Source organism: Janthinobacterium sp. Bl 1 (genome assembly GCF_058215535.1).
Genome location: NZ_CM177086.1, coordinates 635,052 through 656,821, shown reverse-complemented (window position 1 = coordinate 656,821; position 21,770 = coordinate 635,052). Strand labels below are relative to the sequence as shown.

At 65.1% G+C, this 21,770-nt stretch carries 22 protein-coding genes; 5 read left to right on the top strand and 17 right to left on the bottom strand.

The annotated features are described in order from the left end of the window. Positions 1-55 precede the first annotated feature (55 nt). From dksA to AC4BCN_RS02960, 4 genes are all read left to right on the top strand, one after another. Positions 56-508 carry an RNA polymerase-binding protein DksA gene (dksA, locus tag AC4BCN_RS02975; protein ID WP_034753066.1) on the top strand — a complete coding sequence of 151 codons (453 nt, stop codon included), beginning with the start codon at positions 56-58 and terminating at the stop codon, positions 506-508. A gap of 223 nt (positions 509-731) precedes the next feature. After that, the gene (gene hslV, locus AC4BCN_RS02970) at positions 732-1,268 is read left to right on the top strand and encodes an ATP-dependent protease subunit HslV (RefSeq protein ID WP_034783551.1); all 537 of its coding nucleotides are present in this window, start codon (positions 732-734) and stop codon (positions 1,266-1,268) included. Between the two features lie 37 nt (positions 1,269-1,305). Further along, entirely contained in the window at positions 1,306-2,658 is a 1,353-nt protein-coding gene (gene hslU / locus AC4BCN_RS02965) for an ATP-dependent protease ATPase subunit HslU (protein ID WP_490492523.1), read from the top strand. 18 nt (positions 2,659-2,676) lie between these two features. Next, entirely contained in the window at positions 2,677-2,871 is a 195-nt protein-coding gene (locus AC4BCN_RS02960) for a hypothetical protein (RefSeq protein ID WP_070220858.1), read from the top strand. A gap of 69 nt (positions 2,872-2,940) precedes the next feature. Here AC4BCN_RS02960 and AC4BCN_RS02955 read toward each other — a convergent pair whose 3' ends face one another. Then, positions 2,941-3,555, bottom strand: coding sequence for an outer membrane protein (locus AC4BCN_RS02955; protein WP_485880526.1), 615 nt, complete (start codon positions 3,553-3,555; stop codon positions 2,941-2,943). Between the two features lie 168 nt (positions 3,556-3,723). Between AC4BCN_RS02955 and AC4BCN_RS02950 the strand changes: the two genes are divergently transcribed. After that, a complete protein-coding gene (locus AC4BCN_RS02950; protein WP_223278964.1) occupies positions 3,724-4,509 on the top strand; it encodes a helix-turn-helix domain-containing protein in 786 nt (261 codons plus the stop codon). Here AC4BCN_RS02950 and AC4BCN_RS02945 read toward each other — a convergent pair. The 16 genes from AC4BCN_RS02945 to AC4BCN_RS02870 form a co-directional block, all read right to left on the bottom strand. Beyond that, positions 4,482-6,740: a patatin-like phospholipase family protein gene (locus tag AC4BCN_RS02945; protein ID WP_490492522.1), complete on the bottom strand. Its 2,259-nt coding sequence runs from the start codon at positions 6,738-6,740 to the stop codon at positions 4,482-4,484. The genes AC4BCN_RS02950 and AC4BCN_RS02945 overlap by 28 nt on opposite strands. 68 nt (positions 6,741-6,808) lie before the next feature. Next, positions 6,809-7,375: a type II secretion system protein N gene (locus AC4BCN_RS02940; RefSeq protein ID WP_080698615.1), complete on the bottom strand. Its 567-nt coding sequence runs from the start codon at positions 7,373-7,375 to the stop codon at positions 6,809-6,811. A gap of 16 nt (positions 7,376-7,391) precedes the next feature. Further along, on the bottom strand, positions 7,392-8,612 hold the full coding sequence (gene gspF / locus AC4BCN_RS02935) for a type II secretion system inner membrane protein GspF (RefSeq protein WP_128141007.1): 1,221 nt from the start codon (positions 8,610-8,612) through the stop codon (positions 7,392-7,394). A gap of 10 nt (positions 8,613-8,622) precedes the next feature. Beyond that, positions 8,623-10,044, bottom strand: a complete 1,422-nt coding sequence (gene gspE / locus AC4BCN_RS02930) for a type II secretion system ATPase GspE (protein WP_490492521.1) — start codon at positions 10,042-10,044, stop codon at positions 8,623-8,625. A gap of 10 nt (positions 10,045-10,054) precedes the next feature. After that, on the bottom strand, positions 10,055-12,301 hold the full coding sequence (gene gspD, locus AC4BCN_RS02925) for a type II secretion system secretin GspD (RefSeq protein ID WP_490492520.1): 2,247 nt from the start codon (positions 12,299-12,301) through the stop codon (positions 10,055-10,057). Then, positions 12,298-13,074 carry a type II secretion system protein N gene (locus AC4BCN_RS02920; protein ID WP_128141005.1) on the bottom strand — a complete coding sequence of 259 codons (777 nt, stop codon included), beginning with the start codon at positions 13,072-13,074 and terminating at the stop codon, positions 12,298-12,300. Before AC4BCN_RS02920 ends, gspD begins: the two co-directional genes overlap by 4 nt. Then, complete coding sequence (locus AC4BCN_RS02915) at positions 13,071-13,604, bottom strand: type II secretion system protein M (protein ID WP_485880537.1); 534 nt, start codon at positions 13,602-13,604, stop codon at positions 13,071-13,073. The genes AC4BCN_RS02920 and AC4BCN_RS02915 overlap by 4 nt, the downstream gene beginning before the upstream one ends. Continuing rightward, positions 13,601-14,830 (bottom strand): type II secretion system protein GspL, encoded by a 1,230-nt coding sequence (gene gspL, locus AC4BCN_RS02910; protein WP_490492519.1) that lies wholly within the window; start codon positions 14,828-14,830, stop codon positions 13,601-13,603. The genes AC4BCN_RS02915 and gspL overlap by 4 nt, the downstream gene beginning before the upstream one ends. A gap of 19 nt (positions 14,831-14,849) precedes the next feature. Further along, on the bottom strand, positions 14,850-15,827 hold the full coding sequence (gene gspK, locus AC4BCN_RS02905; RefSeq protein WP_490492518.1) for a type II secretion system minor pseudopilin GspK: 978 nt from the start codon (positions 15,825-15,827) through the stop codon (positions 14,850-14,852). After that, positions 15,824-16,447 carry a PulJ/GspJ family protein gene (locus AC4BCN_RS02900; protein ID WP_139091407.1) on the bottom strand — a complete coding sequence of 208 codons (624 nt, stop codon included), beginning with the start codon at positions 16,445-16,447 and terminating at the stop codon, positions 15,824-15,826. Before AC4BCN_RS02900 ends, gspK begins: the two co-directional genes overlap by 4 nt. Beyond that, positions 16,447-16,830 carry a type II secretion system minor pseudopilin GspI gene (gene gspI, locus AC4BCN_RS02895; protein WP_223278962.1) on the bottom strand — a complete coding sequence of 128 codons (384 nt, stop codon included), beginning with the start codon at positions 16,828-16,830 and terminating at the stop codon, positions 16,447-16,449. The genes AC4BCN_RS02900 and gspI overlap by 1 nt, the downstream gene beginning before the upstream one ends. After that, a complete protein-coding gene (locus AC4BCN_RS02890) occupies positions 16,827-17,321 on the bottom strand; it encodes a GspH/FimT family pseudopilin (RefSeq protein WP_139091406.1) in 495 nt (164 codons plus the stop codon). The genes gspI and AC4BCN_RS02890 overlap by 4 nt, the downstream gene beginning before the upstream one ends. Positions 17,322-17,333: 12 nt before the next feature. Beyond that, the gene (gspG, locus tag AC4BCN_RS02885; protein ID WP_058051125.1) at positions 17,334-17,786 is read right to left on the bottom strand and encodes a type II secretion system major pseudopilin GspG; all 453 of its coding nucleotides are present in this window, start codon (positions 17,784-17,786) and stop codon (positions 17,334-17,336) included. Positions 17,787-17,879: 93 nt separating this feature from the next. Then, positions 17,880-18,641 (bottom strand): HesA/MoeB/ThiF family protein, encoded by a 762-nt coding sequence (locus AC4BCN_RS02880; RefSeq protein WP_070304513.1) that lies wholly within the window; start codon positions 18,639-18,641, stop codon positions 17,880-17,882. An 84-nt stretch (positions 18,642-18,725) separates the two neighbouring features. Further along, the gene (locus AC4BCN_RS02875; protein WP_034753035.1) at positions 18,726-20,219 is read right to left on the bottom strand and encodes a S41 family peptidase; all 1,494 of its coding nucleotides are present in this window, start codon (positions 20,217-20,219) and stop codon (positions 18,726-18,728) included. 47 nt (positions 20,220-20,266) lie between these two features. Then, positions 20,267-21,730 (bottom strand): murein hydrolase activator EnvC family protein, encoded by a 1,464-nt coding sequence (locus AC4BCN_RS02870; RefSeq protein ID WP_128141379.1) that lies wholly within the window; start codon positions 21,728-21,730, stop codon positions 20,267-20,269. Positions 21,731-21,770: the final 40 nt, after the last annotated feature.

The window sequence follows — 21,770 nt, the reverse complement described above, 5'->3', positions numbered from 1 at the left end:
CGCCGCATCAACTGATCAATTTGAAAACTCTGTCGTATCGAAGGTAAGCGAAGTTATGACCAAAACTAATAAATCGACCCCGGCCGCCAACCAAGACATCCCTCTCATCAGCGAAGATCAAATTCGCGCCATGAGCGAAGATGACTACATGAATCCGGCACAACTGGCATTCTTCAAGGCGCGTCTGCAGCAGCTCGAAAAAGACCTGCTGAAAAACGCCGGCGAAACCACGGAACACTTGCGTGAAACCGTGCTCGTACCGGACCCTGCCGACCGCGCCACGATCGAGGAAGAGCATGCGCTGGAACTGCGCACGCGCGACCGCGAGCGCAAATTGCTGAAGAAAGTACAGCAATCGATCGCCAGCATCGACGCCGGCGACTATGGCTGGTGCGAAGAAACGGGCGAGCCTATCGGCATCCCGCGCCTGATCGCCCGTCCAACCGCCACCCTGTCGCTGGAAGCCCAGCAACGGCGCGAACTGAAGCAAAAACTCTACGGCGACTGATCGCCCCTCCCCTTGCGGGGCCGCCCCGGCGGCCCCGCGATGGCGCTAAAAAAAGCACACAACCCCGGTTGCGTGCTTTTTTTTCGTCCCGCGCCGACTACACTGAAGCAGGCACGGCAGCGGCAAGTGCCGCTTGCAATTGCCTTTTCCATCCCCACTTTTGAACCATGGGCGCGCAATCGCATGGTCTTGCACGCATACGCACGAATCTTTTGAGGTCACTATGGAACAATTTCACGGCACCACCATCCTCTGCGTCCGGCGCGGCAAGCAAGTCGCCCTGGGCGGCGACGGCCAGGTAACGCTCGGCAACATCGTCATGAAGGGCACGGCCCGCAAAGTGCGTAAGTTGTATCAGGGTAAAGTCCTGGTCGGCTTTGCCGGCGGTACCGCCGACGCTTTTACCTTGCTCGACCGCTTTGAAGGCAAGCTGGAAAAACACCAGGGCAATCTGCTGCGCGCCTCCGTCGAACTGGCCAAGGACTGGCGCACCGACCGCGTGCTGCGCCGCCTGGAAGCGATGCTGCTGGTAGCCGACAGCGAGTCGACCCTGGTCATCACGGGCAATGGCGACGTGCTGGAACCGGAAGACGGCATCGGCGCCATCGGCTCGGGCGGCACCTACGCCCAGTCGGCCGCCAAGGCGCTGCAGGAAAACACGGACTTGTCGCCGGCCGACGTGGTCAGGAAATCGCTGACCATCGCCGCCGAGCTGTGCATTTACACGAACATGTCCCACATCATCGAAACCCTCGACTAAGAGTCCCCGAGCACAGAACGCCCAGCCCCTTAYGATCATGAACATGACCCCGTCGGAAATCGTTACCGAACTTGACAAGCACGTGGTGGGCCAGGCCAAGGCCAAGCGCGCCGTCGCCATCGCCTTGCGCAACCGCTGGCGCCGGCAGCAGGTGGCCGAGCCCCTGCGCCATGAAATCACGCCCAAGAACATCCTCATGATCGGCCCCACAGGCGTCGGCAAGACGGAAATCGCGCGCCGCCTGGCCAAGCTGGCCGAGGCGCCGTTCATCAAGATCGAAGCGACCAAATTTACGGAAGTCGGTTATGTGGGCCGCGACGTCGACACCATCATCCGCGACCTGATCGACATCGGCATCAAGCAGACGCGCGCGCTGGAAATGAAGAAAGTGCGCGCACGCGCAGAAGATGCGGCCGAAGATCGCGTGATCGACATCCTCGTGCCGCCGGCGCGCGACTTCGGCTTCACGCCGAATACGGCCGCGGCCGTGGATGCGGGCAGCGGCGACAGCACGCGCCAGACCTTCCGCAAGCGCTTGCGCCAGGGCGAGCTCGATGACAAGGAAATCGAGATCGAGCTGGCCGAGGCGGGCCCGCAGATGGAAATCATGGCGCCGCCGGGCATGGAAGAAATGACGGAACAGATCAAGTCCATGTTCTCGGGCGTGGGCGCTCAGCGCAAGAAGGCGCGCAAGATCAAGATCAAGGAAGCCTTGAAACTGCTGGTCGAGGAAGAAGCGGCCAAGCTGCTCAACGAAGATGAGCTGAAACAGAAGGCCATCCAGAACGTCGAGCAGAACGGCATCGTCTTCCTGGACGAGATCGACAAGATCGCCTCGCGTTCGGAATCGGGCGGCGCCGATGTTTCACGTGCGGGCGTGCAGCGCGACCTGCTGCCGCTGGTCGAAGGCACGACCGTCAACACCAAGTACGGCATGATACGCACGGACCATATCCTCTTCATTGCCTCGGGCGCCTTCCACCTGTCGAAGCCGTCGGACCTGATCCCGGAACTGCAGGGGCGCTTCCCCATCCGCGTGGAACTGGAATCGCTGTCGATCTCGGACTTCGAGCGCATTTTGACGAGCACCGACGCCTGCCTGACGATGCAGTACGAAGCCTTGCTGGCGACGGAAAACCTGAAACTGCAGTTCGCGCCGGAAGGCATCACGCGCCTGGCGGAAATCGCCTATTCGGTTAACGAGCGCACGGAAAACATCGGCGCGCGCCGCCTGCACACGGTGATGGAAAAGCTGCTGGAAGAAGTGTCGTTTACGGCCAGCGAAGGCAGCAGCAGCTCGGAAAACCTGCTGGTGATCGATGCAGCCTACGTCAACGAACGCCTGGAAGCGCTGTCGGTCAACGAGGACCTGTCGCGCTACGTGCTGTAAGAAAGAAGGGGGAAACCGATGGCAAACAAGGCATTGGCGACGCGGCAGAAAATGCAGTTCCGCGTCGAACCCTCGCAAAAACCGCGCAACCCGGTCGCCACTGCAGCCCTGCAGCGCACCGCCGGAGCGCACGTGAAAACCGTCTCAGGCCAGCGCCAGCAGGAAAAGCGCCTGCTGGCGAAACTGCTGTTGAAAGTAGAAACGGACAAATAGGCCGCCCGCGGACACCCCTTTTTACAGGGCGTCCGCCATCAGGCCACTCTCTGCCGCGGCAGCATCCCCTTAGAAGCGGTAGGACGCGCCCAGCGAAAACATGTCGACCTTGGTCGTTTGCTTGCTGTTGTACTTGACGGGCACGCGGTCCCAATCGAGGTGCAGCGACCAGTTCTTGTTCAGCGCATACGCCGCGCCGATGCCGTAGGTCAGGCCGATCTTGCTCTTCTTGTCCGAACCGCCGCCCAGATAATCGACCTTGCCCTGCGTGTAGGCCGCACCGGCGCGGCCGCTCAGTGTAAACGCGTCAAACTGGTAACCGAGCACGCCCTGCATGCCGAGGCCCGTGAACTTGCCGCGGCCAGCGCGCTTGCCGGCATCCGTGTCGAAGCCGGACTTGACCTCGCCCCCCATGTACCCCACCAGTTCAATCGAAGGCACGGCCACGCCGCCCTGAAACGGCAGCGCGTCGAAACTGTAACCCACGTAGGCCTTGCCATTGCGCTTGCTGCTTTTGTCGCAATCGCTTTGTCCGGCGATGCAATCGAGGCCGCTACTGGCGCGAAAGCCATAGCTGGCGCCCGCATAGATGGGACCCGGTGCAGCTTCGGCTGCGTTGGCGTGCAAGGGAGCGATGGTGGCCAGCGCCAGCAGCGCTGCGGGAAAACGGAAAGATGGGAACATGGATAACCTCTACAAGTGAATGGATTGCCTGGTTGTAGCGCGCTGCGCGAGCCACAAGCGGGAGTGTCATCGCTTTTGCCGAAAAGTACTATCACCTTGTGCAAAGTGCCATTAACGGCTACATTCGGTACCGTCACCCGCTACCAAACTTGTAAAAAAGGATATCCCGTGAGTTCACCTGAACTGGTTTTGCGCGTGCTGCGCACCCAACTGCGCGCCGCCGGCATCACCTACAAGGTATTGGCCGAACGCATCGGCATGAGCGAGTCGAGCGTCAAGCGCATGTTTGGCCAGCACGACATGTCGCTGTCGCGCCTGGCCCTGATCTGCAAGGCCTCGGGCATCGCCATGGAAGACGTGCTGCGCGGCGCGGCCGACATCACGCCGCATGCCGACACGCTCACCCTGGTGCAGGAAAAATCGCTGGTGGCGCATCCGCGCCTGCTGCTGGTGGCGATCTGCTGCCTCGGCCACTGGAGCCTGGAGCAGGTGGTGGAAACGTATGCGCTGACGCAGGCCGAATGCATCGGCTGCCTGGCCGAGCTGGACCGACTGGGCTTGATCGAACTCAAGCCGCTGAACCGCTACAGCCTGCGCGTCTCGAACGCCTTCCACTGGCTGGCCGACGGCCCGGTGCAGCAGTACTTCCGCGAACACGTGGTGGCCGATTATTTCAGCGGGCATTTCGACGGCGCCGGCGAAACCCTGATGTGCATCCCGGCGCGCCTGTCGCTGTCGAGCGCGCAGGAGCTGGTGCAGAAGATCCGCCAGCTGGCCGAGGAACTGGCGCGGTTGCACCAGAACGACCGGCGCCTGGCACCCGCCGAGCGCGATGGCTTTACCCTGCTGCTGGGCTTTCGCTCATGGGAATTTGCCGCCTTCACGGCCCTGCGCCGCAGTACGGCATCCACCGCCCCGGCGGCGCCCTACCAGACCGGTCCCAGGAACAGATAAAACGTGCTCTCGCCGCCCTTCGATGCGCCCGAGGCCACGTACACGGGACCAAAGCGCGTATCGACGGAAATGAAGGCGCTGCCGGCTTGCGTGAACTTGGTGGATTTCCAGCGCTCGCTCTGATCGAAGCCGCCGCCCATCTCCAGCGAAAAGCCGGCCCGCACGGCGCCGCCCAGGGTGCTGGGCAGGGAACCGATGCGGCGCGCCATCACGAAGCGCGCCAGGGCCACGCTGCGTCCCGTCACCGACTCGAACTGCGTGCCGGACAGGCGCAGGAAGCCGCCCAGGCTGAGCGGCGCCTCGCCGCGCTGCGCGCGCGCCCATTCGCCATACACGTGGCCGGCCCAGTTGCCGCGGCTAAAAGCCTGCATGCCGGTGATGGAAGAGCGGCCCAGGGCCGCTTCGCCCGAACCCGTGCTCGAATCGCGCGTCCAGGTGGCATCCACCAGCATGCCGCGCGTGGGGAAACCCGGTGAATCGAGCGTATCGACGCGGAGCTGCACAAACTGGGTGGTGCCCAGTGCGCGCGATTCCGGCAGCGTAGGGTCGGCCGGAATCGCCAGCCTGCCCTTGACCTCCGTGCGCGTGACGCCAAACCGCAGATCGCCCCAAGTCCCGAACTGGCGTCCCAGTACCAGCGCCGCCGTCTGGCCGTTATATGTCACGCGGGAGCTGCGCCGGCCCTTGTCGAACAAATCCATCGCCGACGAGCTGTACTGCAGTTCCGGCGCGATATACCACGGGTTGCCGGCCCCAAGCGGCTGCCAGAACTGCACGCCATAACCGCGCTCATTGCCGATCTGCGCCATGCTGCGCAATTCGCCGCCCCAGCTGTTCAAATTCGAGCGCACGTGCAGCAGCTTCAGGGCAAAGGTATTGCTGTCCCTGAAATCGCTGGCCATTTCCAGGCCCACGCGCAGCCGGTTGCTGGCCCATGGCGCTTCGACCGCCTTGATGTTGACCGTGCGCTGGTCGCCCGCGTCAACCACTTCCGTCTCCACGCGCGCCACGTCGCCACGGCCATACAGCCTGGCGGCCGCCTTGAGCACATCTTCCTGACTGACAGGCTGCCCTTCCACCAGGCCCGATTGGGCCTGCAGGATGCGCGGATTGATATCGCCTTCGCTCTCCACGGCCAGGCGCGTGAGCGGCAGGGCCACGTCCAGCAGGGCCGGCGCCGCCAGGCGCAGCTGCTCGCGCGCCGCATACTGTTCCGGCGGCAGGGCCAGCGGCGCCAGGCGGGCGGCCAATGCCTGCGCCGCCTGTTCGCCGGCGCGCATGGCGCGTGCATAGTTTTCAAAGTCGAGGAAACTGACGCCCGTCAGGTCGGGCGCGACGAGGATATCCTGCGATTGCAGCTCCTTGAGCGAGCGCTGCACGTTCTGCTCCGTGAGGATCTGCAGCATCTGCTGCGCCACGCCGATGGCGCTGCCCAGCTCTTTTTCCGGCGCCAGCGGCGTACCCACGTTGACGGCGATGATGACGTCGGCGCCCATGGCGCGCGCCATGTCGACGGGCAGGTTGCGCACCAGGCCTCCATCGACCACCAGCCGGTTATTCACGCGCACGGGCGCGAACACGCCCGGCACGGCCAGCGAGGCGCGCATCGACAGGAACAGCGGCGTGTCGACCAGTTCCACCAGTTCGCCATTGACCAGGTCCGACGCCACCGAGCGGAAGGGCAAGGGCAGCTGGCTGGCCGGGCGGTCGCGCATGCCGGCCGGCAGCAGCCGGTTCAGGGCCATTTCCAGCGCCGCATTGCTGGCCGCCGCCGGCGGCGTGGAAATGCCGTTGCGGCTGGTGCCAAACTCGATGCGCGACGGCAGCAGCAAATCTTCCTCGCGGCGGCGGAACGCCAGTTCGTGGCGCGGCGGCCGGTCGGCCACCACGCGCGCCCAGTTGGTCTCGCGCGCCATCTTTTCCAGGTCCGCCACGGAAGCGCCGGCCGCATACGCGCCGCCCACCACGCCGCCCATGCTGGTGCCGACCACCATGTCGATCGGCACATGCAGCTCCTGCAGCACTTTCAAGACGCCGATATGCGCGAGGCCGCGCGCGCCGCCGCCCGACAGCACGAGGGCGATGCGCGGGCGCGCCGGCGCGGAGGCAGGAATGGCCACGGTGGAAACGGGGGAAGGCGTGACGGCGGGAGCGTCGGCTGCGGCGCCGGCTTGCGGCAAGGCGCACAGCGCCGCCACGCAGCCCGCCAGGACGGCACGGATCGAGAACATGAAGACTCCAGTCGCGATGGCGGCACGGCGCCATCGGCAAAATACGATAAGAACGGCGTTAATGAGCGTTAATTCGACGGCGGCGTGCTGGTGGTGGTCACCTGCGGCGCAGCCGGCATGACGGTGGCCGGACGCTGCTGCTCCATCGGCAGCGGCGGCGGTACCAGATTCGATGCCGGCGCCGGGGCCGGTGCCGGCGTTGGGGTGGCGGACACAGGCCCCGGCAAGGCCAGCGCCTTGTCGTCGGCCACCAGGTCGATGCGCTTGCTCACGCCGCCATCGCGCAGCAGCACGTGGCGCGCATGCACTTCCAGCACCGTCACGCCGGGCACCACCTCGGCGCCTTCCGGCAAGGCCACGGACGGCTTGCCATCGGTCGAGATGATGGCCACGCTGCCGCGGCCATTGCCGGCGGCCACCACACCCTTGAGCTGGTAATTGCTGGCCGTGGCCACGCTGACCTGGCCGCCGAACAGCGAGGCGCCCGCCTCCACGCTGGCATCCTGCACCACCGGCACGGCCGGCGGATTGATGGGGCGCTGCGGCGCCTTGAACAGCTGCATGGCCCAATAGGCCAGCGATACGGACAGCGCCACGACGGCGAGCAAACTTGTAAATTGAGGCAAACGCTTCATGGCTTCCTTGGGTTTCTTATCTGACGAGCTGATTGATTTCGATAATCGGCATCAGCACGGCCAGCACGATCAGCAGCACCACCACGCCCATGGCCAGGATCAGGGCCGGCTCCAGCAGGCCGGCGATGGTGAGCGTGCGGCGTTCCAGGTCCTGCTCCTGCGCGCTGGCGGCGCGTTCCAGCATGGCCGGCAGCTCGCCCGTGATTTCACCCGCGCGTATCATGTGGATCAGCATCGGTGGAAAATGCTTTTGCGCCGACAGCGCGCGCGCCAGGCTCACGCCCTCGCGCACGGCGCCGCTGGCGTCAGTCACCAGTTCCTGCATCGCCACGTTGGTGAGCGTGTCGCGGCTCGTGTCGAGCGCGCGCAGGATCGGCACGCCGGACCCCGTGGTAATGGCCAGGGTGCTGGCAAAGCGCGCCGTGTTCAGGCTGCGCTCGAACTTGCCGTACAGGGGCGCCGTCAGCAGCCAGGTATGCCAGCGCCGTTTCAGCGCCGGCTGCTGCAGTGCGCGGCGCCAGGCGAACCAGGCGCCGATCAGGGCAATGGCCACGACGATGCCATAGTTGCGCACGAAGTCCGACAGCGCCAGCATGATCACGGTGAGCATGGGCAGCTTTTGCTTGGTATTGGCGAACACGGAAACGATCTGCGGCACCACGTAGGTAAGCAGGAAGATCACGATGGAAAACGCCACCACCGTGACGATGGCCGGATACGTAAACGCCAGCTTGACCTTCTGCACCAGCGCATTGCGCCGCTCGATATAGTCGGCCAGGCGCGAGAGCACGCGCGACAAATGGCCGATCTGCTCGCCCGACGCCACCAGCGCCCGATAGATCTCGGCGAAATCACGCGGATGGCGCGCCAGCACGTCGGAAAACGCGGCGCCGCCGATCACTTCCGAACGGATCGAGGCGATCAGATCGCGCAGATACGGCCGCTCGGCCTGTTCCAGCAGTGCGGAAAACGCCTGCTCCAGCGGCAGGCCCGCTTCGAGCAAACTGGCCAGCTGGCGCGTAAACAGGGCCAGCTCGGTGCTGGACAAACGCTCGCCGAAGCCGCGCCGCTTGGTCACGCCGGCGGCGTCGACCTGCGCGGCGATCGGCTCGACGGCCAGCGGCACCAGGCCTTGCACGCGCAGCTCGGCGCGCGCGGAACGGGGACTGTCGGCATTGAGCACGCCCTTGCGGGTGGCGCCCTGCGCATCGACGGCTTCATAGCGGAATGCGGGCATGGTGGCGGGCCTAGTCTTTGGTCACGCGCAGCAATTCTGCCTGCGTGGTAGTGCCGTCGCGCAGCCAGCGTTCGCCGTCGTCGCGCATGCTCAGCATGCCGTCCTGCAGGGCCACCGTGCGCACTTCCGCTTCCGACGCGCGGTTGTGGATCTGCGCGCGGATCTGCTCCGTCGTGCGCAGCAGTTCGTACACGCCCACGCGGCCCTGGTAGCCCGTCTGGCCGCAATGCTCGCAGCCGACCGCCTGCCAGTACTCGCCGTCGAAGGTCTTGCAGGAGCCGCACAATTTGCGCACGAGGCGCTGCGCCAGCACGCCCAGGAGCGACGACGACAGCAGGAACGGTTCAATGCCCATGTCGAGCAAGCGCGTGACGGCCGCCGAGGCGTCGTTCGTGTGCAGGGTCGCCAGCACCAAGTGGCCCGTCAAAGATGCCTGCACGGCGATCTGCGCCGTTTCCAGGTCGCGGATCTCGCCGATCATGATCACGTCCGGATCCTGCCGCAAGATCGCCCGCAGCGCCTTGGCAAACGTCATGTCGATGCGCGGGTTGACCTGCGTCTGGCCCACGCCAGCGAGGTCGTACTCGATCGGGTCTTCCACCGTCAGGATATTCGTGGTGGTCGCGTTGAGCATCGACAGCGCCGCGTACAAGGTAGTGGTCTTGCCAGAACCGGTGGGGCCCGTGACGAGCACGATGCCGTGCGGCTGCGTGATCAGGCCATCGAACTGCGCCAGCATGGGCGCGCTCATGCCCAGGTGCTGCAAGTCGAGACGGCCCGCTTCCTTGTCCAGCAAACGCAATACGGCCCGTTCGCCATGCCCCGTGGGCAGGGTCGAGACGCGCACGTCGACGGGTTTGCCGCCCACGCGCAAGGTGATGCGGCCATCCTGCGGCAAGCGTTTCTCGGCGATGTCGAGCTGCGCCATGATCTTGATACGCGAAATCAGCGAGCCGTGGATGGCTTTACGGGGGCGCACGACGTCGCGCAGGCTGCCATCGATGCGGAAACGCACGACGGACGTCTGCTCGAACGGCTCGATATGGATGTCGGACGCGCCTTCGCGCAGCGCCTGCGTCAGCAGCGCGTTGATCATGCGGATGACGGGCGCGTCGTCGGACGATTCAAGCAAGTCCTCGATGGCCGGCACGTCCTGCAGCAGCTTGGTCAGATCGAGGTCGGCGTCGAATTCATCGGCCATCTGCGACGCATCGCCGCCGCCGCCCGCGTAAGCGCCGGCAATGGCCGCATCGAGTTCGCCGCGTGGCAGCACCGTCAGCTGGATCTGGCCGAAACGGCGCGACACTTCGGCAATGGCCGCCGGCGCCGTCGATGCGGCCACCAGCACCTCGACGGGGGCGCCGTCGATGGCGCCGGGCCGGGCCAGCAGGCCGAAATCGCGCGCGTAGGCATAGGGAAGCAGATTGCTCATGACTGCCCCATCACTTCTGCTGCTGCGGCAATTGCTGCTGCTGGTATTGCTGCAGCAGCGGCTGCGGCGGCGTGGCCGCGTTGGCCGGCGCGCCTGGCGGCGGCGTCGGTGCCGGCGGCACGGGACGCGTCACCATGCTGCCGCCCACGGGCTGGCCATCCTGCAGGGCAGGCAATACCGGCGTGCCCAGGTCTTTCAGCATCAGGTTGCCCGTGGCCGGCACGGCGGCCGTCTCGGCCGAACGCATGTAGTCGTAGCGGTCGGCCGCCAGACTGCCGCTCTGCTCCTTGTTGCGCACGATGACGGGGCGCAGGAAGATCATCAGATTGGTTTTCTTGCGCTCGCGCGTCTGGTACTTGAACAGGTTGCCGATCAGGGGGATGTCACCCAGGCCGCGTACTTTTTCCGCATTGTCGCCCGTGCTGTCCTCGATCAGGCCGCCGAGCACGATGATCTGGCCATCGTCGGCCAGCACATTGTTTTCGATCACGCGGTTGTTGATGGTGATGCCGCTGACGGCGGCTGCCGTGGATTTGTCCACGCTCGACGTCTCGTGATAGATGCCCAGCTTGATCGTGCCGCCCTCGGAAATCTGCGGACGCACCTTCAGGGTCAGGCCCACTTCCTTGCGGTCGATGGTCTGGAACGGATTCGTGTTGGTGCCTGCCGTGCTCGTGTACTGGCCCGTCAGGATAGGCACGTTCTGGCCCACCTTGATGGTCGCCAGTTCATTGTCCAGCGTGATCAGGTTCGGCGTCGACAGGATGTTGGCGTTGCCGTCCGATTCCAGCGCATGCGCCACGGCGCCCAGGCCCAGCGCGCCGTTGATCTGCTTGAAGATGCCGACCGTCAGGCCGCCCGTCGGCAAGACCTTGCCGCCGCCCGTGGCGATGGCGGCGATGTTGTTGCTGGTGCCGGAAGCGAACGATTGCAGCGCGCCCACGCGGTAGTTACTGGTGCTGTCGCCGGAAAGGCCCAGCCACTGCACGCCGAATTCGGAGGCCTTGGCCGACGTCACTTCGACGATCAGCGCCTCGATGTAGACCTGGGCACGGCGCACGTCGAGCTGGTCGATCACGGCGCGCAGGTTGCGGTAGACGGCTTCGTTGCAAGTCAGGATCAGGGTATTCGTCGATGCGTCGGCCTGGATGAAGCCGGCCGCGCCGCCCGACGACAGCTGCTGCGGCCCGTTGTTCAGCGAAGCGCCGCCCGTGGTGCCGCTTTGCGTATTGCCGCCCAGGCCAGTGCTGTTCATGCCGCTGTTGTTCTGGTTGATCTGATTATTCGTGGCGACGTTGCTGGTATTGCCCTGCTGCGCCGAAGCGGCCGTGCCGTCCGACGTCACCACCGAGCGCAGGGTCTGCGCCAGCTTCGTGGCGTCCGCGTTTTTCAGGTACACCACGTGCACATTGCCCAGCTGCGTGGTGGGCTGGTCCAGCTTCGAGATCAGCGACTTGGCCAGGTTGGCGCGCGCCGCCGACGGTGCGCGCAGCACCAGCGAATTGGTGCGCGGGTCGGCCAGCACGGACACCTTGCCCGCATCGGCCCCTGCGGCGCCGCCCGCATTGCCGCCTTCCATCAACTTGTTCACCATCGAGGCCAGGTCGGACGCGATGGCATAGCGCACGGGGATGACGTCCAGGTCCGTCGACGCTGGCACGTCGAGCGCGGCGATGATCTTCGCCAGGCGCTTGAGGTTATCCGCGTAATCGGTGATCACCAGCGAGTTGTTGCCCGGGTTGGCGTTGATCGTGTTGTTCGGCGAGATCAAGGGGCGCAGCACGGCCAGCAGGTTGGCCGACGATTCGTAATTCAGGTAAAACACCTGGGTGGCGATCTGGTCGCCCTTCACCTGGCTGGCGCCATTGCCCACCTGGGTCGGCACGGATTGCAGCTTGGCGTCCGCTTCCGGCACCACTTTCGCATAGCCGTCGCCGGAGACCACGGCATAGCCTTGCAGGCGCAGCGCGGAGGCCAGCAGCCCGAAGGCCTGCGTCTTGCTGATCGATTTTTCCGACACCAGGGTGATCGTGCCCTTGACGCGCGGGTCGATGACGAAATTGATGTTGGTGTAATGGCCCACCGCCTTGATCACCGATTCGATGTCGGCACCGACGAAATTGAGCGCCGCTTCATCGCCGGGCGCGGCCCAGACGGGCGCCGGCATGCCGGCCACGGAACAGCACAGCAAGGCGGCGGCCGACAGGCGGCGCAGCGAGAAGGAGGAGGTAATGGGGCTCACGGATGGTTTTTTCATTGTCTGAACTCTAAGGCGATGATGTTTTTTTCGCTATTGCTACGGCGCTGTCCCAGCAAATTCAACAAACTCGCCAAGGTCTCTTCATATCCTGCTGCGGCCTGGGCCTGGCCGGAAAACTGCATGCGCCCCTGTTGCAGGCTGCCGCTGCCGTCAAGCAGCAGCGGTCCCTTGATGGAGCGCAGTGTCAACGTCGCCTGCTGCCCCTGCCAATCGAAATCGAGCTCGTAGCTGCCCAGCGGACGCAAGGACGACAGGCGCGACGCCATGTCCGTCATCTGCAGGGTGGTGCGGCCGACGGCGGAAAACTGCCGCTGCTCCAGGGCCAGTTGCAAGGTGCTCCACGATAGACGCATGCTGCCCGTCGGCGCCACGGTATTCAATGGCGCACCGAGGCCGCCCAGGCCATCGGCCGGCAGCAGCAGGGCTGCCGGGCTGACTTGCCAGTGCGACCACGAGCCGCGCAGGTTCACCGGCTGCGACAGCGCCTGCGGGTTTTGCAGTTCCACGTCCGCCGATCCCCACAGCACCGAAGGCGAAATACGCCAGCTGAAACGCCCCGGCAGCAGCGGCGTCACGGCGCCATTCGCGCTGGACGCCCCACCGATAAAGGCCGAGCCGCGCCACAGGGTACCTTGCGCGTCGCCCAAGGTCAAACGTCCGCCCGTCTGTTTTTCCACGATACTGGCCACCCAGCCGGCCGGGAAAAACACCAGCAGGGTGACGCAGACGCTGACGATGATGGCCAGCAGCCAGCCAAGCAGGCGCATCATCGTGCCGCGCCCGGGCTCTGGTGCAGGGTCAGGCTGGCGTCGACCAAGCCCGCCTTGCCCTGCGCCGTGATCTTCGCTTCCTGCACCGCCACGCGGCCTTCGCGGCGCAAGCCGTCGAGCCACAGCATGACGCTGGCGAACGGCACGCCATTCAGCTGCACGCGCGCATACTCTCCCGTCAGCGACAGCGATTGCGGCGCCAGGCCGCGCGCTTTCAGCGACGCATCGAGGCTTTCACGGGCCATGGGAGCGACCTGCACGGGTGCCTGGCGCGCCAGCTCGCCCGCTTCACGGGCCAGCGCCTGCAATTGGGCCGCGTTCTGGCGCAGCTCGGGCAAGCTCTTTTGCAAGGCGATGCGGCCCGTCCAGGCCGGCTCGAAGAATACGGCGTAGACGAGGGCCAGCCCCGCCACGACGCCGCCGATGGTCAATAGCTTGCGCTCCTGTGGCGTGCGTTCGGCCCAGAAGGCCTGCACGGCCTGCTGCCGGCCCATCAGCGCGGCGCGCGCCTTGTTGACTGCTGCACTCATGCTTTTGCTCCCGTGGCCGGCGTGATCTTCCACACGCCCGGCGCCGTTTCATTCAAGGCCAGCTTGCGCGCGGCCAGGCCGTCGCGCACCTGCGCCTGGGCGCTGGCGTCGACCATGTCCGGTTTCAGCTTGACGATCAGGCTGCGCTCGCGGTATTCCAGCGAGGCCACCACGCCGCGTCCGGCCAGGCCGCCCAGCGCCTCGCCCAGGGCCGCGCTCATGCTCGTGAAATCATCCATGCTGGCTTGCCCGCTTTGCAGGCGGGCGGCGGCGATATTGCGCCGCATCTGTTCCGCTTCCAGGCCATATACGGGCGCTTCGTTCGGATACGCGGCCTTGAAGGTTTGCTGCATCGAGGTGCGCACGGTGGCGGCCTCGCGCTTCAGGCGCATCCATTCGATATTCATGCCGGCCAGGTTGACGACCACGGCCAGCAGCGCCAGGCGCAGCGGCCAGCGCCAGCGGCGCCATTCGGTGGCCGATCCCGTCGCCGTGCCCAGGGCGCCAGCCAGATCCAGCCCCGCGCCCTTGGCACCGGCGATCCAGTGCGCCCAGTGATCCAGCTCCACCGTCACGCCATCCATGCCGGCGGCCAGCTGTTGATACTGCGCCAGATCGGCCTGCGCCACATAGACCGTCAGCGGTACGTCGCCGGCAAACGCGCGCGTCGTCAGCAGCGCCTGCTGCGGCTGGGCCGGCAATACGAGGCCCAGGCCCTCTTGCGGCGCCTGGCGCAAGGCCAGTTCCAGGCCGTCGCCGCTGGCCTGCAGGGCGGCCGTCACGCTGCCCGGCTGCAAGGGCAGGCACAGCTGCGATGGCAGCAGCGCCACCTTGCGCGCGCCCTGCGCCAGCAAGGCTTTCACGAGTACCTCGGCCCAGGCGCGCTGCGCCACGGCCACCGTGCGCATGCCGGACGCGTCGGGCGCACCGGCAGCCAGCAGGCAATCCTGGGCGTCGCCCAGAATATGTTCTTCCACCAGGCCCGGCAAGGCCGCGCGCAAGCGGGCGCCGGCCAGCGGCGGGGTTTTCAGGCGCAGCAGGGTCACGTCGGCCGCCGCCAGCAGCAGCACCACCTGCTTCGCGCCGGCGATCAGCTGGCCCAGGCTGCCCAGCGGCGCGCTGCCCTGCTGCAACAGGGCGCCGCCGTCGCCGGCCAGCACGAAGGAGCAGGCAGGCGCGCTGTCGGTGGACGCCTTGGCCGGGTGACGGATATACAGTATTGTCAAAGTGACTCGCTTTCAGCTGTTAATTTTCCCGCAACCAGACCAGGCTGGTGGTGCGCTGCGGATTCGGCTCGCGCCACACCAGTGCCTGCGCATCGAGCGCGGCGCGGTCCAGGCGCACGCGGATCACGGTGAGAAAGTACTGACTTTTCACATCGATCTCCACGCCGTCGATCGGTTTCTTGCCGTTGATATTATTCTGGAAATTTGATCTATCGACAAACTTTTTACGCGGGTTGCTCAAGGTCAGGGCGCTGGCCTCGGAGACGGACATGTCGGTGATGGCCGCCAGCACCTCGGCCGACGCCGTATTCACGTTCACCGCGGTCGGTTTCGGCAGCACGATGATGAAGTCGCGCAGTTTCTCGATCATCTGCGGCGTATAGCCGGGCACGGCCAGCAAATCCTCGACCTGCGTAAACGCCACCGGTTCGCTGCTGCCACCCGTGGCGGGCATGGCGGCGGGCGTCTTGCCGTCGGCGCCGCTGTCGGCAGTGCGCGGTTTCGGCCGCGCGCGCAGCACGGCATCGGCCGTCGCCTGCGCCAGGGAACTATCGAGCTGCAAGTTGGACAGCAGCCGCTGGTAGGCCTGCACGTTGGGCTGGCTGACAATCCCCGTGGCGGCGGCCAGGTTGGTGATATTGAAACGCGCCTGCGCATCGAGCGCGCGGCCCGAGACGGTGGCGTCGAATTTTTCCGTGTCGACCTTTTCGCGGTCCACATAATCGTCGAGCCGCGCTTCCTCGATGGGCGTGGCCCAGACGCCGTCAAGCGCCGTCAGCGTGACATTATCCTGGCGCAGCCAGAAACGGGCAAAGTCGACCATGCCGCGCATGGCCCACTGCGTCTGCAGGCGCAAACGCTGGTTTTCCATCGAACGCACTTGCACCTGCTGCTGCCAGAACAGGCTGGCAACGACGGTAATCGCCAGCGCCGTCAGCAGCAAGGCCGTGATGACGGCCACGCCGCGCTGGCGCGAGGGACGTGTAAAAGTCCTCATCCCGGCCCCAATAAAAAGACTTTGGACAGGCCCGCGTCCTGGCCCGGCATCTGCAAGGTCACTTCCAGGCCCGGCACTTGCGTGGAGATGGCGGCGCCCGCCGTCAGCACGTTCCAGGCGCCATTGCTCCAGCCGCGCATGACCATGCTGTCAACGCCGCGCATCAGGGTCACGTCGGCGCTCGAGGTATCGGTATCGTCGCGCGCGGCCTGCCACAGGGTGTCGAGCACGGCCAGGTCGCGCGTGCCGTTCGACTCGCGCCGCGTCAGCACGCCGCCGCGCAGGCGGTAAGTGACCACTTGCAACTGTTGCGGCTCCTGTTCCGAGGCGGCCAGGCGCACCAGGGTCAGGCGGTCGGTCTCGGCTGTCAGATTGGTACGGCCATTGAGCAGGCTGGTATTCTGGCCGGCGCCAGCCAGGTGGTCGCAATCGCTCTGCATCTGGGCAAACGCCAGCTGCATGCCGCGTGCCTGCTCGAGCTGGCTGGTCAGCACTTCACGCGAACGCATGATGCTGTCCAGGCCGCGCCAGCCCAGCACGGCGACCATGGCAAGGATGCCGATCGCCACGAGCAGCTCGATCAGGGTGAAACCGCCGGCAGGGACAGTGCGGCGCGCCATCAGTCGTTGAACGCCAATAACACCAGGCGCACGATGCGCCGGGCCGGATATTGCGCGTCATACACGTTCACGCGCACTTGCCGGATGCGGGGATTCGGCGTGGCCACCACTTCCTCTTCACAGATCAGTTTCAGATCGCCCTGCGGGCAGTCGACCGTGCGCTTGCCCGTCTGCGGGAAGGTTTTTGCCAGGCGCAGGCGCACCAGGTGGTTTTCCGCCGACCAGGTGGCCATCATGGCGCTGCGCAAGCCATCGCTGTTCTGCGTCAGGCTGCCGACGGCGCGCAAGGAGGCGCCCAGGGCCGTGCCGACGATGACGAGGGCGACCAGGACTTCGAGCAAAGTGAAGCCGCGCTGGTGGCGGCGCAATGAGAACCGCATCATTGCTCGACCGTGAAGTGGCCGATGCCGTCGGCGCGGATGGCCACGCTGCGCTCGCCGCTGGCCAGGGTCAGGACGAAAGGCTTGTCGACCGGTTCGCGGCCGAAGATGATGCGCAGCGGCTGGGCCACGCTGCTCGATGGCTGCACGCTGAGCAGCATGGGCGTGTTGGCAAACGCCCGCTCGCGCAGCAAATCGTCCTGCGTCACGGGTTGCCACAGCTTTTCATTGAGAACCAGGAAACGGTATTGATTTTCGTCCGCCTCGAACGCCACCTGCCGGCTGCGCACGATGGCTTCATCGCGCGCCAGCTGCAGCAGCAGGGCGATGCGCTCGGCTTCCTTTTGCAGCGCCTGCTGGCCATTCGGCATGGCGTTCAGCGAGACCAGGCCCAGGGTGACGCCGATGATGACCATCACCACCAGCAGCTCAATCAGCGTGAAGCCGCTGGCGCGTGGCCGGGGCAGTGCGCGGCCGGTGCTCATGGCTGGCATGCAATGGAAAACTTACAGTTCCCAGGAACCGATATCGGCATCGTCGCCGCTACCGCCGGGCTGGCCGTCGGCACCCAGCGAGATCAGGTCGACTTCGCCTTTCACGCCTGGCGACAGGAACTGGTACGGGTTGCCCCATGGATCTTTCGGCATCTTTTCCAGGTAGCCGCCCGCTTTCCAGCCATTCGCGGCCGGTCCCGTGGTCGGTTTTTCGATCAGCGCCTGCAAGCCCTGCTCGGTGGTCGGGTAGCGCTGGTTATCGAGGCGATACAGTTTCAACGCTTGCATCACGGTGGCGATGTCGACTTTCGCCGCCGCCACTTTCGACTCGCCCGTGCGGGCGATCAGCTTGGGCACCACCAGCGACGCGAGGATGCCCATGATCACCACCACGACCATGATTTCGATCAAAGTGAAGCCGCGCGCGCGGCGCTGGCGTATCGGATGGTTTGCTGCGTTTTGCATAAGAAAGAGAGAAGAAGGTGAGTAATGAGAGCAGAGTATAAAGCGGAAATATGACAAAGCCTGTCATATAGGGAAAAATTTCTGCGGGGGCTGTCAGGCCGGCAAGACCACTTTGCCGCAAACGGCGCAGCCGGGGTCGCGCGCGACGCGCATGCTGCTCCATTCCATGTGCAAACCGTCGAGCAGCAGCAGCCGTCCGGCCAGCGATTCGCCCGCACCCATGATCAGTTTCAGCGCTTCAGCCGCCTGCATGGCGCCCACGACGCCGACCAGCGGCGCGAACACGCCCATGGTCGAGCACGCCTCGTCCGTGAACTGCTGCTCCTGCGGAAACAGGCAGGAATAGCAAGGCTGGGTGCCCGTGCGCGGGTCGAACACGCTCACTTGCCCGTCGAAACGGATCACGGCGCCCGACACCAGCGGCACCCTGGCCGCCACGCAGGCGCGGTTGACGGCGTGGCGCGTGGCGAAGTTGTCGGTGCAGTCGAGCACCACCGTGGAGGACAAGACCAGTTCGGCCAGGCGCGCGCCGTCGAGGCGCTCCTGCAAGGCCACTATTTCAATCTCGGGATTAATGCCAGTCAAGGTTTCACGCGCCGACAGCACTTTCGGCTGGCCCACGCGGGCCGTCGTGTGGGCGATCTGGCGCTGCAGATTGGTCAGGTCGACCGTGTCGTCATCGACGAGGGTCAGCTTGCCGACGCCGCTGGCGGCCAGGTACATGGCCGCAGGCGAGCCGAGCCCGCCCGCGCCGATCACCAGCACATGCGCATCGAGCAAGGCTTGCTGGCCTTCGATGCCGATCTGATCAAGCAGGATGTGGCGCGAGTAGCGCAGCAGTTGGTTGTCGTTCATGGTTTTACGTCTACTGCAAACCCAGATCACACCCCGGGGTCGGACCCGCTGGGGGGGACCCCGGCACTTGCATTGGGTTAAGCATCACGGCTTCCGCACCGGAATCTTCTTGTCATCGGCCTTGATGTCGGAAGCGATTTCCGGCTTGGCGCCGATCTTTTCAACCTTGGCGTCCACCTTGGCCAGCTGCACCGGCAAGCCCTGGAAATGGTTCAAGGCTTGTTGCAGCTGGAAATCGTCCTTGGCGCCGTATTCGAGCGGCTTGCGCTTTTTCGCCGTGGCGATCAGGCGCTGCTCTTCTTCCAATTGATCCTGCATGCCTTCCATCGTCGGCTTGGCCGCTTCCGGCTTGCCGTCGTTGCTGCTCAAGTGTTTTTCCAGGTCCGCCTCGCGCACGCGCAGGCTGTTCCAGCCGTCGCCTTCGGCCGTTTCATCGACCAGCAAGTCGGGCACGATGCCGCGCGCCTGGATGGCCCGGCCTTTCGGCGTGTAGTAGCGGGCCGTCGTCAGCTTGACGGCCGTGTCGGCCGTGATCTGGCGCAAGGTTTGCACGGAACCCTTGCCGAACGTCTGCGTGCCGATGACGGTGGCGCGCTGGTAATCCTGCAGGGCGCCGGCGACGATTTCCGAGGCGGACGCGGAACCGGCATTGACCAGCACCACCAGCGGCACGGTTTTCAGCGCGGCCGGCAGCTTGGCCAGCGGATCGGCCTTGGCGCCGGGCGGCGCATAGAATTCGCGGCGGCCGTAAAACACCTGTTTCGACTCGGGCAACTGGCCCTTGGTCGAGACGATCACGGAATTGCCGGGCAAAAATGCTGTCGCCACGCCGATGGCGCCCGGCACGACACCGCCGGGATCGTTGCGCAAGTCCAGCACCAGGCCCTTGAGCTTGGGGTCTTGCGCATACAGCGCGTTGATCTTTTTGACCATGTCATCGACGGTCGGTTCCTGGAACTGGGCGATGCGCAGCCAGGCATAGCCTGGCGCGACCATCTTGGCCTTCACGCTTTGCACGCGGATTTCCTCGCGCACGATGGGGAAGACCAGCGGCTTGCTTTCGCCCTTGCGCGACATCGTCAGCACCAGCTTGCTGCCAGGCTGGCCGCGCATCTTCTTGATGACCTCTTCCAGCTGCAAGCCCTTCAGCGGAATGTTGTCGAGACGGGTGATCAGGTCGCCCGCCTGGATGCCGGCCTTGGCGGCCGGGCTGTCCTCGATGGGCGAGACGACTTTCACATAGCCGTCTTCCATGCTCACTTCGATGCCGATGCCGACGAACTTGCCCTGCACGCTTTCGCGCATTTCCTTGAAGGCATTTTTATCGAGGTAGACGGAGTGCGGGTCCAAGGACGAGACCATGCCGGAAATGGCTTCTGTTAAAAGTTTCTTGTCTTCCACCTTCTCGACGTAATCGGACTTGATCAGGCCGAAGACGTCGGACAGCTGGCGCAGCTCGTCGAGCGGCAGCGGGGCATTCGTAATTTTTTGCGCCACGGCCGGGAACTGCAGCGACATGCCGATGCCGGCCAGTACGCCCAGACCGATCAGGCCGATACTTTTGACTTTGATACCCATGTATTCTTCGCAATCTACAAATTCGCTGCCGCAGCAATGGTGGGAACTTAAAACTTCACCCAGGTGGCGGGATCGAAGGCGCGGCCCTGATGACGCAATTCAAAGTATAGCCCTGATTCCTCGTTGCCGCCGCTGTTGCCCGCGCTGGCAATGGCGTCGCCGCCCTTGACGGCGTCGCCCACCCGTTTCAGCAAGGATTGGTTATTGCCATAAATACTCATGTACTGGCCGCCGTGGTCGACGATGATCAAATTGCCGAAACCGCGCAACCAGTCGGAAAACACGACGCGGCCGCCGGCGATGGCGTGGACCTCGCTGCCTTCGCCCGTACGGATGAACACGCCCTTCCAGCTGGGGCCGTCACCACGCTTGCTGCCGAAGCGGGCGGCGATCTTGCCCGCCACGGGCGCGCGCAACTGCCCTTTCAGGCTGGCAAAGGCGCCGGCCGGCGCGGCCGGGCCCAGGCTCGGGCGTTCCGGTTCCGGTTCCGGCTTCGGTTCGGGCTTCGGTGTCACCTTGGCCACTTGCGGCGGCTCGTCGTCGTCGATCGGTTCCAGTTTCACGGGCGGCGGAGGCGGCGTCTGCGGCTTGATCTTGCCCGATTTGTTTTGTTGCTCTTTGGCAATGCGTTCGCGTTCGGCCTGCGCCTGGGCCGCCTTGGCGCGCGCGGCCAGCAGGCGTTCGCGTTTTTCCGCCGCGATCTTGGCGTCGGCGGCCGCTTTGGCGGCGGCGCGCTGCTCGGCCAGCAATTGCTGGCGTTTCTTTTCAGCCGCGGCGGCGGCGGCCTGCTCTTCGATCAGCTTTGCCAGCTTGTCGACCAGGTTGCCCATGCGCTGTTCGTCGCGCTCGACATTGCCCACTTCCTTGCGCTGCGCCACCAGGCGCTGGGACAGAGTCGTCAGCAAGGCGGCGCGGCGCGCCTTCTCCTGCACCAGCAAGGCTTTCTGGTCGCGCTCTTCCTGCGCGATTTCTTCCAGTTCATCCTTGGCGTTCTGCACGTCCGCCTGGTTTTTCTCCACGGCCAGCAAGTTGGCGCGCAAGGCTTCCAGCAGGCGCGCCTGTGCCTGCGAGACATACGCCATCAATTGCAAGTCGCGGTTGATGCGGTTGGGGTTGTCGCCCGACAAGAGCAGCTTGATGCGGTCTTCATTGCCGGCGACATATTGTTCACGCAGCAACTTTGACAGCTGCGTCTTTTGTTTCTCGACGGTGGCCGTCAATTGCTGGTGCTCTTGCCCCAGCGCATTGAGTTTCACGCCCGTCTCGCTTTGTTCCTGCGCCAGGTCGCGCAAGGCGCGGTTGGCGTTGGAAATGGCTTCTTCCGACTCGGCCAGGGTATCGGCCGCATCATCTTTGGCGCTTTCCGTGCGGCTGATGTCGCGCTTGAGCGCCGTCAGCTTTTGTTGCAATCCAGCACGTTGTGCTTCCGCGGCCGCCTTCTGCTTGCTGCGTTCGGTGGGCTTGGCGCCCTGCGCGGCGCCGCTGGAAAGCAGCAGCGCCAGGCACAGCATGGCACCGGCGCGCCACGCCGGCAGGGGTCGTTCAGCAGAG

Coding starts and splice junctions, on each gene's coding strand:
- AC4BCN_RS02940 (WP_080698615.1), bottom strand. CDS start 7,375: ATGAAGCGTTTGCCTCAATTTACAAGTTTGCTCGCCGTCGTGGCGCTG.
- hslU (WP_490492523.1), top strand. CDS start 1,306: ATGAACATGACCCCGTCGGAAATCGTTACCGAACTTGACAAGCACGTG.
- gspG (WP_058051125.1), bottom strand. CDS start 17,786: ATGCAAAACGCAGCAAACCATCCGATACGCCAGCGCCGCGCGCGCGGC.
- AC4BCN_RS02900 (WP_139091407.1), bottom strand. CDS start 16,447: ATGGCGCGCCGCACTGTCCCTGCCGGCGGTTTCACCCTGATCGAGCTG.
- AC4BCN_RS02920 (WP_128141005.1), bottom strand. CDS start 13,074: ATGATGCGCCTGCTTGGCTGGCTGCTGGCCATCATCGTCAGCGTCTGC.
- AC4BCN_RS02955 (WP_485880526.1), bottom strand. CDS start 3,555: ATGTTCCCATCTTTCCGTTTTCCCGCAGCGCTGCTGGCGCTGGCCACC.
- gspI (WP_223278962.1), bottom strand. CDS start 16,830: ATGATGCGGTTCTCATTGCGCCGCCACCAGCGCGGCTTCACTTTGCTC.
- dksA (WP_034753066.1), top strand. CDS start 56: ATGACCAAAACTAATAAATCGACCCCGGCCGCCAACCAAGACATCCCT.
- AC4BCN_RS02870 (WP_128141379.1), bottom strand. CDS start 21,730: ATGCTGTGCCTGGCGCTGCTGCTTTCCAGCGGCGCCGCGCAGGGCGCC.
- gspD (WP_490492520.1), bottom strand. CDS start 12,301: ATGAAAAAACCATCCGTGAGCCCCATTACCTCCTCCTTCTCGCTGCGC.
- AC4BCN_RS02875 (WP_034753035.1), bottom strand. CDS start 20,219: ATGGGTATCAAAGTCAAAAGTATCGGCCTGATCGGTCTGGGCGTACTG.
- gspF (WP_128141007.1), bottom strand. CDS start 8,612: ATGCCCGCATTCCGCTATGAAGCCGTCGATGCGCAGGGCGCCACCCGC.
- AC4BCN_RS02915 (WP_485880537.1), bottom strand. CDS start 13,604: ATGAGTGCAGCAGTCAACAAGGCGCGCGCCGCGCTGATGGGCCGGCAG.
- AC4BCN_RS02880 (WP_070304513.1), bottom strand. CDS start 18,641: ATGAACGACAACCAACTGCTGCGCTACTCGCGCCACATCCTGCTTGAT.
- hslV (WP_034783551.1), top strand. CDS start 732: ATGGAACAATTTCACGGCACCACCATCCTCTGCGTCCGGCGCGGCAAG.
- AC4BCN_RS02960 (WP_070220858.1), top strand. CDS start 2,677: ATGGCAAACAAGGCATTGGCGACGCGGCAGAAAATGCAGTTCCGCGTC.
- gspE (WP_490492521.1), bottom strand. CDS start 10,044: ATGAGCAATCTGCTTCCCTATGCCTACGCGCGCGATTTCGGCCTGCTG.
- gspK (WP_490492518.1), bottom strand. CDS start 15,827: ATGAGGACTTTTACACGTCCCTCGCGCCAGCGCGGCGTGGCCGTCATC.
- AC4BCN_RS02890 (WP_139091406.1), bottom strand. CDS start 17,321: ATGCCAGCCATGAGCACCGGCCGCGCACTGCCCCGGCCACGCGCCAGC.
- AC4BCN_RS02945 (WP_490492522.1), bottom strand. CDS start 6,740: ATGTTCTCGATCCGTGCCGTCCTGGCGGGCTGCGTGGCGGCGCTGTGC.